Source organism: Pseudomonas sp. IPO3778, from assembly GCF_013386825.1.
Classification (GTDB): domain Bacteria; phylum Pseudomonadota; class Gammaproteobacteria; order Pseudomonadales; family Pseudomonadaceae; genus Aquipseudomonas.
In genome coordinates this window covers 1-15906 of the sequence record NZ_JACARC010000072.1, presented here as the reverse complement: position 1 = coordinate 15906, position 15906 = coordinate 1, and the positions used below count along the sequence as shown (strand labels likewise).

Annotated in this window: 16 protein-coding genes; 5 read left to right on the top strand and 11 right to left on the bottom strand. The window is 61.6% G+C overall.

Annotation, left to right across the window (positions count from 1 at the left end):
- Positions 1–544: 544 nt before the first annotated feature.
- Positions 545–1693: an aldose epimerase family protein gene (locus HX855_RS29610; RefSeq protein ID WP_177089551.1), complete on the bottom strand. Its 1149-nt coding sequence runs from the start codon at positions 1691–1693 to the stop codon at positions 545–547.
- Positions 1694–1832: 139 nt separating this feature from the next.
- Between HX855_RS29610 and HX855_RS29605 the strand changes: the two genes are divergently transcribed.
- The 5 genes from HX855_RS29605 to HX855_RS29585 all read left to right on the top strand — a co-directional run bounded on the left by HX855_RS29605 (position 1833) and on the right by HX855_RS29585 (position 6657).
- Positions 1833–2615: an SDR family NAD(P)-dependent oxidoreductase gene (locus HX855_RS29605; protein ID WP_177089550.1), complete on the top strand. Its 783-nt coding sequence runs from the start codon at positions 1833–1835 to the stop codon at positions 2613–2615.
- Between the two features lie 132 nt (positions 2616–2747).
- Positions 2748–3617 (top strand): oxaloacetate decarboxylase, encoded by an 870-nt coding sequence (locus HX855_RS29600; RefSeq protein ID WP_010173651.1) that lies wholly within the window; start codon positions 2748–2750, stop codon positions 3615–3617.
- A gap of 189 nt (positions 3618–3806) precedes the next feature.
- Positions 3807–4793, top strand: coding sequence for a taurine ABC transporter substrate-binding protein (gene tauA / locus HX855_RS29595; protein WP_177089549.1), 987 nt, complete (start codon positions 3807–3809; stop codon positions 4791–4793).
- A gap of 2 nt (positions 4794–4795) precedes the next feature.
- Positions 4796–5629, top strand: coding sequence for a taurine dioxygenase (gene tauD, locus HX855_RS29590; protein ID WP_177089548.1), 834 nt, complete (start codon positions 4796–4798; stop codon positions 5627–5629).
- Positions 5630–5643: 14 nt separating this feature from the next.
- The gene (locus HX855_RS29585) at positions 5644–6657 is read left to right on the top strand and encodes a GNAT family N-acetyltransferase (protein ID WP_177089547.1); all 1014 of its coding nucleotides are present in this window, start codon (positions 5644–5646) and stop codon (positions 6655–6657) included.
- An 8-nt stretch (positions 6658–6665) separates the two neighbouring features.
- Here the strand turns inward: HX855_RS29585 and HX855_RS29580 are convergent, their stop codons facing one another.
- From HX855_RS29580 to paaA, 10 genes are all read right to left on the bottom strand, one after another.
- On the bottom strand, positions 6666–7217 hold the full coding sequence (locus tag HX855_RS29580) for a GNAT family N-acetyltransferase (protein ID WP_177089546.1): 552 nt from the start codon (positions 7215–7217) through the stop codon (positions 6666–6668).
- Positions 7217–7720 carry a GNAT family N-acetyltransferase gene (locus tag HX855_RS29575; protein WP_177089545.1) on the bottom strand — a complete coding sequence of 168 codons (504 nt, stop codon included), beginning with the start codon at positions 7718–7720 and terminating at the stop codon, positions 7217–7219. Before HX855_RS29575 ends, HX855_RS29580 begins: the two co-directional genes overlap by 1 nt.
- Positions 7721–7835: 115 nt before the next feature.
- On the bottom strand, positions 7836–9890 hold the full coding sequence (gene paaZ, locus HX855_RS29570; protein WP_177089544.1) for a phenylacetic acid degradation bifunctional protein PaaZ: 2055 nt from the start codon (positions 9888–9890) through the stop codon (positions 7836–7838).
- Between the two features lie 29 nt (positions 9891–9919).
- Positions 9920–11566: a cation acetate symporter gene (locus HX855_RS29565; protein WP_177089543.1), complete on the bottom strand. Its 1647-nt coding sequence runs from the start codon at positions 11564–11566 to the stop codon at positions 9920–9922.
- Positions 11563–11871 carry a DUF485 domain-containing protein gene (locus HX855_RS29560; RefSeq protein WP_177089542.1) on the bottom strand — a complete coding sequence of 103 codons (309 nt, stop codon included), beginning with the start codon at positions 11869–11871 and terminating at the stop codon, positions 11563–11565. The genes HX855_RS29565 and HX855_RS29560 overlap by 4 nt, the downstream gene beginning before the upstream one ends.
- 161 nt (positions 11872–12032) lie before the next feature.
- Positions 12033–13109 carry a 1,2-phenylacetyl-CoA epoxidase subunit PaaE gene (gene paaE / locus HX855_RS29555; RefSeq protein WP_177089541.1) on the bottom strand — a complete coding sequence of 359 codons (1077 nt, stop codon included), beginning with the start codon at positions 13107–13109 and terminating at the stop codon, positions 12033–12035.
- Positions 13110–13142: 33 nt separating this feature from the next.
- Positions 13143–13676, bottom strand: a complete 534-nt coding sequence (gene paaD, locus HX855_RS29550) for a 1,2-phenylacetyl-CoA epoxidase subunit PaaD (protein WP_177089540.1) — start codon at positions 13674–13676, stop codon at positions 13143–13145.
- Entirely contained in the window at positions 13663–14424 is a 762-nt protein-coding gene (gene paaC, locus HX855_RS29545) for a 1,2-phenylacetyl-CoA epoxidase subunit PaaC (RefSeq protein WP_177089539.1), read from the bottom strand. Before paaC ends, paaD begins: the two co-directional genes overlap by 14 nt.
- A gap of 8 nt (positions 14425–14432) precedes the next feature.
- The gene (paaB, locus tag HX855_RS29540; protein ID WP_003208899.1) at positions 14433–14714 is read right to left on the bottom strand and encodes a 1,2-phenylacetyl-CoA epoxidase subunit PaaB; all 282 of its coding nucleotides are present in this window, start codon (positions 14712–14714) and stop codon (positions 14433–14435) included.
- A 27-nt stretch (positions 14715–14741) separates the two neighbouring features.
- Complete coding sequence (gene paaA, locus HX855_RS29535) at positions 14742–15731, bottom strand: 1,2-phenylacetyl-CoA epoxidase subunit PaaA (protein ID WP_177089538.1); 990 nt, start codon at positions 15729–15731, stop codon at positions 14742–14744.
- Positions 15732–15906 lie beyond the last annotated feature (175 nt).

Below are 15906 nucleotides of genomic sequence, written 5' to 3'. Positions count from 1 at the left end.
AGCGCGCGGTCTGAAGGCACAGCAGGTTCCCTGTGGGAGCTGTCGAGCTTTAGCGAGGCTGCGATGGCGTCGGCACAGTCGACATTGATGTTGCCTGAACCACCGCTATCGCGGCCTCGCTAAAGCTCGACGGCTCCCACATTTGATCTTGGTCGGCTGTCGAATTGCAGGGTGGCCATCCACCGGCTACAAGGCCAAACCGATTGCCGGAAGCGCGCGGTCTGAAGGCACAGCAGGTTCCCTGTGGGAGCTGTCGAGCCTTAGCGAGGCTGCGATGGCGTCGGCACAATCGACAGTGAGGGTGCCTGACNNGCTCGACGGCTCCCACATTTGGTCTTTGTCAGCCGTTGAATGGCAGGGTGCCCCATCCACCAGCCACAAGGCCAAACCGATTGCTGGAAGCGCGCGGTCTGAAGGCACAGCAGGTTCCCTGTGGGAGCTGTCGAGCTTTAGCGAGGCTGCGATGGCGTCGGCACAATCGACAGTGAGGGTGCCTGACCCACCGCTATCGCGGCCTCGCTGAAGCTCGACGGCTCCCACAGGTTTAGTTGGCAGAGAATTTCAGCACGGTGTTATGGGTGTAGGTCTGGCCAGGGTCGAGGCGGGTGGTCGGGAAGTTCGGCTGGTTGGGCGCATCGGGGAAGTGCTGGGTTTCCAGGGTAAACGCGCTCCAGTGGGCGTAGGGTTTGCCACCCTTGCCCTTGATCGATCCGTCAAGGAAGTTGCTGGTATAGAACTGCACGCCCGGCTCGCTGGTATAGAGCTGCAAGCGGCGACCGGACTGCGGGTCACTGACCTCCACGGCCACTTTGCCCACATCGCCTTGGGTATCCAGCACCCAGTTGAAGTCAAAGCCACCTTGTTTCGGTTCGGCGAATTTCAGCTGGGGATGATCGTCCTTGATGTGTTGGCCGATGGGTGTGGGTTTGAGGAAGTCCATCGGCGTACCGGCCACCGGGGCCAGTTCGCCGGTGGGAATCAAGGTGCTGTTGACCGGGGTGTAATGGCTGGCATGCAGGGTGGCGAGCTGCTTGAGGACGTCACCGTGACCGGCGCCGGCGAGGTTAAAGTAGCTGTGGTTGGTGAGGTTCAGCACCGTGGGTTTGTCGGTGGTGGCCTTGTAGTCGATGTGCAGCACGTTTTTGTCGTTGAGGCTATAGGTGACGTCGACTTTCAGGTTGCCGGGAAAACCCATCTCGCCGTCCTTGGACAGGTAGCTCAAGGTCACGCCCACTGCGTCCTTTTGCTTGACCGGCTGGGCTTTCCACACCTGCTTGTCAAAGCCTTGCGCGCCGCCATGCAACGAGTTCGGCCCGTCGTTGAGGGGCACCTGGAAGTGTTTGCCGTCCAGTTCGAATGCGCCCTTGGCCAGGCGATTGCCGAAACGGCCGATGGTCGCGCCAAAGAACGCGGTGCCGGCCTGATAGCCCTGCACATCATCGAAGCCCAGCACCACGTCGGCGACCTGGCCGTGTTTGTCCGGTACCTTCAACGACTGCAAGACAGCGCCGTAGGTGATCACCGTGGCTTGCATGCCATGGCTGTTACGCAACACGTACTGCTCGACAGCGGTGCCGTCGTTGGTTTTGCCGAAGGGTTTGTGTTCGCTGGACAGGCCCGCCGCATGAGCGCCGAGGCTGGCCATCGCCAGGGAGAGGCCGAGGCCGGAAAGCAGGAATCGAGTGTGCCGCATGACTGAGCTACCTTTTATTGTTGTTGAATAAATAGTTGGACTATTTATTGTGTTTTGTTCAGATGCAGTGCTGATATATAGACATAATCCCGAAATTTGCAATATAAAATAAGACTAAATACAGCGGAGTGACCGTCACATGAACACTGAAAAACAGCCCGTCGCCCAGGCCATGTACCCGGACCTGCGGGATAAAACCGTGTTGATTTCCGGCGGTGCTTCAGGGATTGGCGAGTCCATGGTGCGTGCCTTTGCCCGCCAGGGTGCCAGGGTCGCCTTCGTGGACCGGGCGCAAGGGCAGGGCGACCGGTTGGCGGCAATCTTGTCGGCCGAGGGCCACACCGTCGAATTCGCCCATTGCGACATCACCGACGAGATCGCCTACAAGGCCGCGATCGAACGCTTTGCGCATTCCCTGGGGCCGATCAACGTGCTGGTGAACAACGCCGCCAACGACGTTCGGCACACCCTCGATGAAATCGACTCAGAGACGTTCGACCAACTGATCTCAGTCAACCTGAAACACGCCTTCTTTGCCGCCAAGGCCGTGGTGCCGATGATGAAGGCCGCGGGAGAAGGCTCGATCATTAACCTGGGTTCCATCGGCTGGATGATGGCTTCCAGCGGCTATCCGGTGTATGCCGCCAGCAAAGCCGCGGCCCACGGCATGACCCGGGCCCTGGCGCGGGAGCTGGGGCCCAGCCGGATCCGGGTCAATACCCTGGTGCCGGGGTGGGTGATGACCGAAAAGCAACTGGCGATGTGGGTGGATGACGCCGCCCGGGAACTGATCAGCCGCAGCCAGTGCCTGCCGGGAAGCGTGCAGCCGGAACATATCGCCAATATGGCGCTGTTCCTGGCATCTGATGTGTCGGCGATGTGTTCGGCGCAAAATTTCATTGTGGACGGCGGGTGGGTCTAAAACGCCGGTGCCAAACGTGAAGCCTAAGTTTCTCAAACGTCATCAACCATTTTTTTTCGGCGTGATACGCTAGCGTTACTTTTGAATTGGCACTGGTCGTTCCCGCGTATACGGCGACAGTGAGGAGTGAACATGTCGAAAATTTCCCACCAGGATCTACGGCGCTCGTTTCGCGAGCTGCTGGCCTCCCAACACTGCTTTCACACCGCCTCGGTCTTTGACCCGATGTCGGCCAGGATCGCCTCGGACCTGGGCTTCGAAGTCGGTATCCTGGGCGGTTCGGTAGCATCGCTGCAGGTACTGGCTGCGCCGGACTTCGCGCTGATTACCCTGAGTGAATTCGTCGAGCAGGCCACCCGGATCGGTCGGGTGGCGCAACTGCCGGTGATCGCTGACGCCGACCACGGCTACGGCAATGCACTCAACGTGATGCGCACTGTCCAGGAACTGGAGCGTGCGGGCGTTTCGGCGCTGACCATCGAAGACACCTTGCTCCCGGCGCAGTTCGGGCGTAAATCCACCGACCTCATCAGCACGGAAGAGGGCGTGGGCAAGGTCAAGGCGGCCCTGGAGGCACGGGTCGATCCGCAGCTTTCGATCATCGCGCGGACCAACGCCGCGGTGCTTCCGGTGGAAGACGTTATCCATCGCACCAAGGCGTATCAAGAGGCCGGCGCCGACGGCATCTGCATGGTGGGTATTCGTGACTTCGACCACCTTGAACAGATCGCCGAAGGCCTGACGGTTCCCCTGATGCTGGTGACCTACGCCAACCCGAACCTCAACGACAATGAACGCCTGGCCAAACTGGGCGTGCGGATCGTAGTGGCCGGCCACGGCGCCTACTTCGCCTCGATCAAGGCGACCTACGACAGCCTTCGCGAACAGCGCAACCTCACGCGCAGCACGTCAAACCTGACGGCCAGCGAATTGACCCATACCTACACGTTCCCCGACACCTACGTGAATTGGGCCAAAGAGTTCATGGACGTTCAAGAGTAATGGCGATCGCCTGAACACAAACGTTTGCGCGGTGGTTTTCACCGCGCCTTCGCATCCACATCCCATCTAAGCTAATTCCATAAAATTATTTATTTTAATTTTAATAGATCAATATCATCTATCTGAGTTGACCCTCGAGTGGCCGTGAACCGCGCTGCTCAAGTCTTATCCGCTCAGGAATCCATAACAATGAAAACGCTGAAACGGGCCCGGAATCTCTTCTCGGCCGTGGGCCTCGCTGTCCTTTCCCTAAGCGCTCAAGCCGCTGACCTGACCTTTGGCTACATCAACGGCATCGACCCGATCAAACGCGCGATTGCCGATGGCGAATATGAAAAAGGTATCGGCCAGAAAATCGACTGGCGCGCATTCGATGCGGGGCCGGCCGTCCTCGCGGCCATGGCCTCCGGCGATGTACAGATCGGCAATCTGGGTTCCAGCCCGTTGGCCGCAGCGGCGTCGCGCAACATGCCGCTGGTGGCGTTTATTGTCAGCGCACAGATTCGCAGCTCCGAAGCCCTGGTGGTGCGCGACGGCAGCGGGATCAAGAACCCTGACGACCTGATCGGCAAAACCATCGCCGTGCCCTTTGTCTCGACCTCCCATTACAGCCTGCTGGGTGCGCTGAAGCACTGGAACCTGGACCCGCGCAAGGTCAACATCGTCAACCTGACACCGGCGCAGATCACCGCTGCCTGGGCCCGTGGTGATATCGACGGGGCGTTTACCTGGTCGCCTGCCCTGGGTGAAATCCGCAAGACCGGCAAGGTCCTCACCGACGCCGGTGAGGTTTCAAGCTGGGGTGCGCCGACCTTTGAAGTGTGGGTCGCACGCAAGGATTTCGCCGAAAAGAACCCGAAGGTCGTGGCTGACTTTGCCAAGGTCAGCCTGGCGGCGATTGCTGATTATGCGGCGCATAAAAAAGACTGGACCGCCGACTCTGCACCGGTGAAGAGCATCGCCCGGCTCACCGGGGCCAACGCCGCGGACATTCCCGAGCTGCTCGACGGCTCTTCGTTCCCGACGGCTGCCGAACAAAAAAGCGCGCAATACCTCGCAGGCGGCACCGCCAAGGAAATCGCCAAGACCGCCGAATTTCTGAAGGAACAAGGGAAAATCGAACAGGTCCTGCCGGACTATTCAGCCTTTGTCAGCGACAAGTTCATCGGAGAGTAATCATGGGCCTGACGCTTCATCCCCTTGGCCCTGCCATCGGCGCCGAGGTTGAGGGGCTGGATATGTCCCGGGCTCTGACTGACCAACAGCGCGACTGGGTGGAGCAAGCACTGCTGCAGCATCAGGTGTTGTTCTTCCGTAACCAGGCCATTACCCCCGCGCAGCACGTAGCGTTTGCCGCGCGGTTTGGTGATTTGCACCGGCATCCGATTTATCCGCATGTTGACCAGCATCCGGAACTGCTGCTGATCGACACCGCCGTAACCGATGTGCGCGACAACGCCATCTGGCACACCGACGTGACCTTCCTCGCGGCGCCGGCGATGGGCTCCGTATTGGCGGCCAGGCAAGTGCCGGCCTTCGGCGGGGATACGTTGTGGGCCAATGGCGTGGCGGCGTTCGAAGCGTTATCGGCCCCCCTCCTGCACCTGCTTGATGGCCTGACCGCTACCCACGAGTTGACCAAGTCCTTTCCCACCGAACGTTTCGGCAGCACGCCCGAAGCATTGGAACGCTACGAAAAAGCCAGGAAGGATCACCCGCCGCTGTCACACCCGGTGGTCAGGACCCATCCTGCTACGGGTCGCAAGGCATTGTTTGTGAATGAAGGCTTCACCACGCGAATCAACGAGCTTGAGGCGGCAGAAAGTGAGGCGATGCTGCGGCTGTTGTTCAGCCACGTGAGCCGCCCGGAATTTACCGTGCGTTGGCGGTGGAAGGCGAATGATGTAGCGTTCTGGGATAACCGCATTACCCAGCATTACGCGATTGATGATTACCGGCCGCAAAGGCGGGTGATGCACCGCGCGACGATTTTGGGTGACGTGCCTTTTTGATGGAGGATCAGTCGATGGACCTGCCCTTGGTGATCAACCCGGACGACTATCTGGAAACCGAGTTCGGCAGGGAATTCACGCCTGAGCGAAATCGGCGGGCATGGCAGCTGGCGTATGCACGGTTGAGGCACGTACTGGCAGAAGCCGAAGCGGGCGCTCATGTGTACGTGGTCATGGGCGTGCAAGGGGCTGGCAAGTCGCGGTGGGTGTCGGAAAACCTGGAGCGGTTGGGTCGTGGGGCGATCGTCTTTGATGCGGCCTTGCCGGTGCGGCGTCATCGGGAGGAGCTGCTTTCCATCGTCAGGGAATATGCAATCCCGGTAACGGGCATCCTGGTGAGCGCACCCTTGGAGCTGGCGTTAGCGCGAAACGCACAACGCAGCGCTGACAAGAGGGTGCCGGAGGAGGCGTTGAAAAGCGTGTTCAATATGCTTGAGACGCCTAGTGAAGACGAAGGATTCGTATGGGTGCAAACCATTGAACAACAAGCTCCGCTGCCCACAACCCTGCAAACTGACCGGATGACCCTGGTTGCGCCTGATGTGGCGCTCGCTGAAAAACTCGCCGATGCGTTGAACGCCAGCTACGCACTGCACCGCCAGTTTCTCGTATGGAGCAAGCCGCACTGGACGCTGGAGGACGCGCAGGAAAGCTTGCAGCGGGCGAAAAAATACTTCGATGAACCTGCCGGGGAGAAAAGGTATTTTCTGTTATCTCGCGACGATCCGCAGATATTGGTGGGCTGTATCGGCCTGCTGCCGCTGGCCGATGAGGTTCACAGCTTCGAAGTTGGCTATTGGGGCAATCAGGCTCACGCCGGCCTGGGGCTGATGAGGGAGGCTTTGGCTGCTCTGGTTTCGCAGTTGACCGGGCACACACTGCGTCTGACCACTTCCTCGGCGAACCTATCCAGCCAACGACTGGCTGAGGCTGCGGGATTTGAATGGGTGGAAACCCTTGAAGGCGCGCGTCGCTGCGAGTACTTCGGAGTGCGCGATACGCTGGTTTACCGCCGGGTCGCACGCTGACCCCTTTATTAACGGTACTCACACTCCCCACGCAGCAGCGAAAGCTGTACCAGGTCTTGGTGACTTCCGTTCCAGTAACCGGCCTGCCTCAATGTGCCTTCACGCACGAACCCGGCTTTTTCAAGCAGGTTCAGCGACGGGGTGTTGTCGGGGTGGACCAATGCTTCGATCCTGTTGAGCGCCATGTGCTGGAACGCCCATTGAACGGCGGCGTAAACCGCCTCCTTCATGAGCCCGCGGCCTTGTGCCGATTGCGCCAGCTCAAACCCGATGGCGCAACTGCGCCACCCACGATTCCATTTGAAGAATCCACAGGTGCCGATCAGCGCTGCCGTGGCTGTGTCCTCAATCCCCCAGCGAACCCCCGGATTGGCCGAGGTGCGCCAACTGGCAAACAGCTCGATCAATTGCTCCGCTTGCCGAGGCTCGGTCAGCGGATCGGTGCCGAACCACTTCATCGCCTCCGCATCGCCATGAATCGCAAACAGCACCGCTGCGTCCTGCGGTGTCAGTTCCCTGAGCCGCAGGCGTTTGGTCTGGATGATCGGGAAATCAGGCATCAGGCGGGAGGCCTCACCATCACCAAATCCCGATGAATATCACTGCCGCACTGGAAACTGGTTTCCCCAACCGCCTGGAAGCCATTGCGCTGGTAGAACCCGATGGCCCGTGCATTTTGGTCATTTACGGTCAACCGAACAGGTGTGTCGACGGCGGCGAGCGTCGCACTCATCAGGTGTTGTGCGGCCCCGGTCCCGTGAAACGCTGCAAGCACATAGCAGCGCGTCAGCTCGGGTATGCCGTCAGCCTGGGCGATGTCCAGCGTGTCTGGCTGGTGGTCGACCACGCTGAAGCCGATGACGGCACCGGCCTTTTCCAGAACCAGAACATCCTTGGTGGGTATCAGCAAGGTCGACTTGAAATGGTCAGGCAGAAGGTTTTCGCGAGTGTAGCGATCCAGCTCTTCCTGCGGCGTATCCGGCGGGCAAGCCAGGGCAAACGTCTGGCTGGCAATCGTGCTGATAGCTTGAGTGTCGTTGGCTGTGGCGGCACGCACTTGCATGGATAGAACCCTCCATTGAATGCAAAAAATCGTACGCCCCGTAAGCTCAGGGCGTGCGATCGAGGAGGCCAGTCTTGTTGCCGGTGGCGAAAAAATCAAGCCGGTCCGTTCAGGTTCACTCCTCGCGTTTCACCACCAACGTCAAGATGTCATAACTGGCCACCAACTCACCCAACTGGTTAGTCACCTCCACATCCCACGCCACCACGCCCTGGGGAATGCCCTGCGGGCTCTTCTTGCCCTGGTCGATCTTGCGCTTGCAGGTCAGTCGCGCCTGGATGGTGTCGCCAATGCCCACCGGGTTGATAAACCGCAGGGTGTCCAGCCCGTAGTTCGCCAATACCGGCCCCGGTGCCGGGGACACAAACAGCCCGGCCGCCGCCGACAGCACAAAGTAACCGTGGGCGATGCGCTTGCCGAACTGCGATTCCTTGGCCGCGATGTCGTCGAAGTGCATGTAGAAGTGGTCGCCCGACAGGCAGCCGAAGTTCACCAGGTCGGCCTCGGTGACGGTGCGGCGGTGGGTGAGCAACGATTCGCCAATCTGCAGGTCCTGGAAGAACCGGCGGAACGGGTGCACTTCGGTCTCGATGACCTTGGCGCCGCGCACGTATTCGCCGGTGACCGCCGCCAGCATGCTTGGCGAGCCCTGTACTGCTGCGCGTTGCAGGTAGTGTTTCACCGCGCGCAGGCCGCCGAGTTCTTCGCCGCCACCGGCGCGGCCCGGGCCGCCGTGTTTGAGTTGGGGCAGGGGCGAACCGTGGCCGGTGGATTCGGCGGCGGATTCGCGGTCGAGCACCAGCAGGCGGCCGTGCCAGGCAGCTGCCACCGGGATGGCTTTGGCGGCGATCTGCGGGTCTTTGGTGATCAGGCTGGCGACGAGGCTGCCTTTGCCCCGTGCGGCCAGGGTGAGGGCTTCGTCCAGGTCGTCGTAGGCCATCAAGGTGCTGACCGGGCCGAAGGCCTCGATGTCGTGGGCGCCACCCTCAGCGTGCGGGTCCCGTGCTTGCAGCAGGGTCGGGGCGAAGAACGCGCCCTGGCTGACGTTTTCACCGCGCGGCTCAAACCCGTCGCGGGCGCCGAACAGCATGTCGCTGCTCTGCAACAGGCTTTCCAGGCGCTCGGCCACGTCTTTCTGCTGGTCGTGGGAGGCCAGCGCGCCCATGCGTACGCCTTCCACCGACGGGTCGCCCACCACGACTTTTTTCAGGCGGTCCCGCAGGCGGGTGGCAACCGCATCGATGTGTTTGGCCGGCACGATGGCGCGGCGAATGGCGGTGCATTTCTGCCCGGCCTTGGTGGTCATTTCCCGGGCGACTTCCTTGATGAACAGCTCGAACTCTTCATCGTCCGGGGTCACGTCCGGGGCGAGGATCGCGCAGTTCAGCGAGTCGGCCTCGGCGTTGAACGGCACCGAGTTGCGGATCAGGTTCGGGTTGACCCGCAGTTTGGCCGCGGTGTCGGCGGAGCCGGTAAAGGTCACCACGTCCTGGCCTTGCAGGCGGTCGAGCAGGTCGCCGGTGCTGCCGATCACCAGTTGCAGGCTGCCGGGTGGCAGCAGGCCGGATTCGTCCATCAGGCGCACCACGGCTTCGGTCAGGTAGCTGGTAGCGCTGGCCGGCTTGACGATGCACGGCATGCCCGCCAGGAAACTCGGGGCGAATTTTTCCAGCATGCCCCAGATCGGGAAGTTGAACGCGTTGATGTGTACCACCAGGCCGCCACGGGGCACCAGGATGTGGGTGCCGGCGAAACTGCCGAGCTTGCTCAACGGCATCGCCGGGCCTTCGTGGACGATGTTGCCCGATGGCAATTCCCGCGAGCCGAGGCTGGCGTAAGTGAACAGGGTGCTGTTGCCGCCTTCGATATCGATCCAGCTGTCGGCACGGGTCGCACCGCTGTGGTGGGAGAGGGCGTAGAGCTGCTCTTTGCGCTCGCTCAGGTACAGCGCGATGGCCTTGAGACGCTGGGCCCGTTGCTGGAAGTCCAGGGCCATCAAGCCGCTGACACCCTGGCGCCGCCCGTGTTCGATGGCTTCGGCGAAGTCCGGACGCTCTTCATGGGTGCGTGCCAGCTCGTGGCCGTCGATGGCGCTGCGCAGCACCTGGGCGCCGTGTTGGCCGATCCAGCGGCCAGCGATAAAACTTTGCAGGGTAGGGGCGTGAGGCATCACGATTCCTCCGGGTTGGGTAAAGAGAGTTAGTGTTTGCTGGCGCCTGCGGCACCAATGCCGGTCATGGAGCGGATGAACTGCGCCAGGTAGCGGCCGCGCTCAATGGCGGCGCGGGGCGAACGGTCGGTGACGGAAAACACCCAGGCGCTGAAAAACGCCAGGCTCATGGAAAACAGGGCCGGGTTGGAGTACGGGAACAGCGCCTTTTCGTAGTGCAGCACGTTGACCCACACCGCCGGGCTCAGCACCAGCAGCACAATGGCCGAGACCAGTCCGGCCAGGCTGCCGGTCACCGCGCCACGGGTGGTCAGGCCCTTCCAGTACATCGAGAGGAACAGCACCGGGAAATTCACCGAGGCGGCGATTGCCAGTACCAGGCCGGACAGGAACGCAATGTTCTGCGACTCAAACAACAGGCCGAGGATGATCGCCAACACGCCGATGCACAGGGTGGCGATGCGCGACACGCGGATTTCCTGCTGCTCGCTGGCCTGGCCCTTGCGGATCACGCAGGCATACAGGTCGTGGGACACCGCCGATGCGCCGGACAACGCCAGCCCGGCCACCACCGCCAGGATGGTCGCGAAGGCCACCGCCGAAATGAACCCGAGGAACAGGTTGCCGCCCACGGCCTGGGCCAGGTGCACGGCGATCATGTTGCCGCCGCCGATGATTGCGCCATTGGCGTCGCGAAAGCTCGGGTCGGTACCCACCATCACGATGGCACCAAAGCCGACGATGATCAGCAGCAGATAGAAGTAGCCAATGAAACCGGTGGCATAGAACACGCTTTTGCGCGCTTCCTTGGCGTCGCTGACGGTAAAGAAACGCATCAGGATATGGGGCAATCCGGCGGTGCCAAACATCATGCCCAGCCCCAGGGAAATCGCATCAATCGGGTTCGACAGTAAGCCGCCCGGCGCCATGATCGCGTTGCCCTTGGCGTGCACGGCGGTGGCCCCGGCGAACATCGCTTCGGTGCTGAAGCCAAAGTGCTTGAGCACCATGAACGCCATGAAGGTGGTGCCGAACAGCAGCATCACCGCCTTGATGATCTGCACCCACGTGGTGGCGAGCATGCCGCCGAAGGTCACGTAGAACACCATCAGTACGCCCACCAGCATTACCGCATACAGGTAGTCGATGCCGAACAGCAGCTCGATCAGCTTGCCGGCGCCGACCATCTGCGCCACCAGGTACATCAGTGCCACAGTCAGGGTGCCGAAGGCCGAGGTCAGGCGCACCGGGGTTTGCTCCAGCCGGTAGGACACCACATCGGCAAAGGTGTATTTGCCCAGATTGCGAAGGCGCTCGGCGATCAGGAACAGGATGATCGGCCAGCCGGCCAGCACGCCCAGGGCGTAGAGCAGGCCGTCATAGCCGTTGAGGAACATCATCGCCGAGATGCCGAGGAACGACGCGGCGGAGATCATGTCGCCAGCAATCGCCAGGCCATTCTGGAAACCGCTCATGCCACCGCCGGCGGTATAGAAGTCGCTGGCCGAGCGGGTGCGCAGGGCGGCCCAGCGGGTGACGCCAAGGGTGAACAGCACGAACACCAGGAACATGCCGATGGCGTTCCAGTTCAATGGCCGGGACGCGCCATCGGCGGCCACCGCCAAGTCCGTGGCCAACGCCAAAGGCAGGAGAAACCACGCCACAAGCCGGCTCATGCTGCGCACTCCTGCTTGAGTTTGTCGTTCAGCGGGTCGATCACATGGTTGGCGCGGTACACATAAAAGCCGGTCAGCGCGAACGCCAGCAGCACAATCACCACACCCACCAGCATGCCCACGGTGGTCACACCGCCGCTCAACGACTGCCCGAGGGTGGCCGGGGAGAACGCCACCAACAGCACAAACCCGAAATAGATCACCAGCATGATCAGCGACAGCGACCAGTACAGGTGCTGTTTGCGGCGTACCAACTGGATGAAATCGGGATGTCGACGGATGTGTTCGATAGCGTCGGGGGTCATGGTGGTGTGCTCCTTTTTATTGTTGTTGTGGTTAAACCTGCGCCCTGTAGGAGCGAGCTTGCTCGCGAATAACCCGAGGGCGCCGCGTTGATTCAGGCTACCCGCGTCATCGTTAACGACCTTCGCGAGCACGCTCGCTCCTACAGGGGAGCGGTGTGTCCTTAAAGCTGATCGAAATCCAGTACCACCTTGTCGCTGACCGGGAACGCCTGGCACGACAGCACATAGCCGGCGGCCACTTCGTAGTCTTCCAGGGCGTGGTTGCTGTCCATCTCCACTTCGCCTTCGATCACCTTGCATTTGCAGGTGGAGCACACGCCGGCCTTGCACGAATACGGCAGTTCGGCACCCTGGGCGTTGCCCGCATCAAGAATGCTTTGGCTGTTGCGCGGCAGGTCGAACGCCAGGGCGCGCCCATCGCTGATCACGGTGATCTGGCTGACCGCCGCGTCCACTTGCCGGGCGGCCTCACGGGCTTCGCGCTTGTGCTGGCTGCCGGCGGCGGCGAACAGTTCGAAGTGAATGCGCTCCGGCGCCATGCCCTTGGCCTTGAGGCTGTCGCGCACGGTTTCGGTCATCTCTTGGGGCCCGCAGATAAAGGCCGCGTCGAGGGCTTTTACGTCGAGCCAGCGGGAGAACAGTTGCGCGCATTTGTCGGCGTTGATGCGGCCGTTGTAGAGGTCCACATCCTGCTGCTCGCGGCTGAACACGAAGATCAGGTTCAGGCGCTGCAGGTAGCGGTTTTTCAGGTCTTCGAGCTGTTCGCGAAACAGCGCGCCGGAGCTGGAACGGTTGCCGTACAGCAGCGTCACGCGGCTATGGGGCTCGGTTTGCAGGGTGGTCTTGATGATCGACAGGATCGGCGTGATGCCGCTGCCGGCGGCCACCGCCAGGTAATGGCCGTGGCGAGCGGGGTCAAGGTCCACATGGAAATGCCCGGCGGGGGGCATCACGTCCAGGCTGTGCCCGGCCTTGAGCTGCTCATTGGCAAACGCCGAAAACCGCCCGCCCGCCACGCGCTTGATGGCGATGCGCAGTTCACCGTCATTGACCCCGGTGCAGATCGAATAGGAGCGGCGTACTTCCTCGCCATCCAGTTGGGTGCGCATCACCAGGTGCTGGCCCTGGGTGAAGTGGAAACTGTCTTGCAGGTGCTGCGGGATCTCGAAGGCGATGGACACCGCGTCACGGGTCTCGTTGCGCACATCCTTGATGGTCAGGCTATGGAATTTGCTCATTATTGTTCTCCAACCAAGCGGGCCGCTGGCCCCTCAGATGCACTTGAAATAGTCGAACGGCTCCAGGCAATCGCGGCAGCGGTGCAGGGCCTTGCAGGCGGTGGAGCCGAATTCGCTGAGCACTTCGGTGTGGCTGCTGCCGCATTGCGGGCAGGCAATCACAGGGCTTTCTCCCAGCAGGCTGCGCTTGCTGCTACTGCCTTGGGGCGGTGCGATGCCGTAGGCCCGCAAGCGTTCGCGGCCACTGTGGGTGATCCAGTCGGTGGTCCAGGCCGGGGTCAACTTGCGTTCCAGTTGCGGCGCACGAAAACCCGCTTGCTCCAGGGCATCGCGGATATCGCCCTCGATCACCTCAGTGGCCGGGCAGCCGGAGTAGGTCGGCGTGACCACCACGTGCAGATGGCCGGCCTGCCAGTCCAGGTCGCGGACTATCCCCAGGTCGACCACGCTCACCACCGGCACTTCCGGGTCCATGACCTGAGCAAGCGTTGCCCACGCGGCGGCCAGGTCGGTGGGTTGCGCCGACCGTGCGCCCTGGTCGCTGGCGATCAGCTCACCAGGTTGCATCGGGGTACGCTCGGGGCAGGAACTGCATTTCCGCCAGCAGAATCCCCAGGTGCTCGCTGTGCAAACCGCGGCGTGCATCCAGGTAGAAGTAGCTCGCGGCAGCCGGCAGGGGCAGGGTGGCGCTGGTGAAGATCTCGCTGACCTTGGCTTGCCACGCTGCGGCGACTTGGGCTGCGTCCGGGGTGATACCGGCGGCGTGCAGGCGCTGTTCGCTGTCGTCGGCGCTGGTCAGTTCCACGGTAAAACGCCACAGCTCGGGGATTGCCGCGAGCATGCGCGTGTGGCTTTCGTCGGTGCCGTCCCCCAGGCGCTCCACCCATTCGCCGGAACGGCGCAGGTGATAGGTGACTTCCTTGACGGCCTTGGCGGCGATGCCGGCGATGCGTTCGTCACTGGACTGGGCCAGGCCGCTCAACACCGGCAAGTGCCAGGCGTCATACAGGAATTGCTTGAGGATGGTCACCGCGTAGTCGCCGTTGGGTTGCTCCACCAGCAGCAGGTTGCGATAGGCCCGCTCATCCCGGCGGAAGGCCAGGTGATCGGCGTCGCGCCCGTCATCCAGCAACTCGGCGGCGTACTCCAGCCAATTGCGCGCCTGGCCCACCAGGTCGAGGCCGACGTTCATCAGCGCCAACTCTTCTTCCAGCGCCGGTGCATGGCCGCACCACTGGCACAGGCGCTGGCCCTGGATCAGGGCGCTGTCGCCGAGGCGCAGCAGGTATTCGATCAGATCGGTTTTAGTGTTCATGGTCGACCTCACATGTGCCCGACTTCGGCCGGCAACTCATAGAAGCTGGCGTGGCGGTAGACCTTGTCGTCGGCGGGGTCGAACAGTGGGTCTTTCTCGTCCGGTGACGAGGCGGTGATCAGTGCCGAAGGCACCACCCACAGGCTCACACCCTCGCTGCGGCGGGTGTACAACTCCCGGGCGTTCTCGATGGCCATGGTGGTGTCGGCGGCGTGCACGCTGCCCACATGCTTGTGATTCAGGCCGTGCTTGCTGCGCACGAAAACTTCAAACAGGGTCCATTCAGACATAACGGTGACTCCACATCAGGTGGCCGATCAGGCGGCGTTCTTGTTCTGTTTTTTGCGGGCGTGGGCGACGGCGGCTTCGCGCACCCAGGCACCGTCTTCAATGGCCTTGCGGCGGGTGGCGACGCGTTCCTGGTTGCACGGGCCATTGCCCTTGAGCACCTCGTAGAACTCGCTCCACTGGATCTCGCCGAAATCGTAATGGCCGCGCTCGGCGTTCCACTTCAGGTCCGGGTCGGGGCAGGTGCAGCCCAGCAACTCCAACTGCGGGATGGTCTGGTCGATAAAGCGCTGGCGCAGTTCGTCGTTGCTCTGGCGTTTGATCTTCCAGGCCATGGATTGGGCGCTGTTGGGGGAGTGTTCGTCGCTGGGGCCGAACATCATCAGCGACGGCCACCACAGGCGGTTGATCGCGTCCTGGACCATGTCTTTTTGCGCCTGGGTGCCCTGGCGCATCATGGTCAGCAGCAGTTCATAGCCCTGGCGTTGGTGGAAGCTTTCTTCCTTGCAGATGCGCACCATGGCCCGGGAGTAGGGGCCGTAGGAGGTGCGCTGCAGCACCACCTGGTTGACGATGGCGGCGCCGTCTACCAGCCAGCCCACGGCGCCCATGTCGGCCCAGTTCAGGGTGGGGTAGTTGAAGATGCTGGAGTATTTGGCCTTGCCGCTGTGGAGCTTGGCGATTTCTTCGTCGCGGTCGGCGCCCAGGGTTTCCATGGCGCTGTACAGGTACAGGCCGTGGCCGGCTTCGTCCTGGATCTTGGCCATCAGTTGCAGTTTGCGTTTGAGGGAGGGGGCGCGGGTGACCCAGTTGCCTTCGGGCAGCATGCCGACGATTTCTGAGTGGGCGTGTTGGGAGATTTGGCGGATCAGGGTTTGACGGTAGGCGTCGGGCATCCAGTTCTTGGCTTCGATTTTGATTTCGGCGTCGATCTTTTCCTGGAAGGCGCGTTCCTGGTCGGACATCTCCGAGAGGTCCTTGATGCGCTTTACTCCGGTTTCTACAAGCTGTGCGTACATGGGGGGTCTCCCGCCTTGGGTTTTGTCTTAGGCATGGAGAACTTTATAAGCGATACGGAAATTAATATCAAACACAAAATATCGTGTCGGTATTGGGTTTTGTATCGCTTTGTTGGGTGGGGCATATTCGTTGTTGCGGTAACTGGCGGTTTGATTGTGTACATATCCGTTGCTG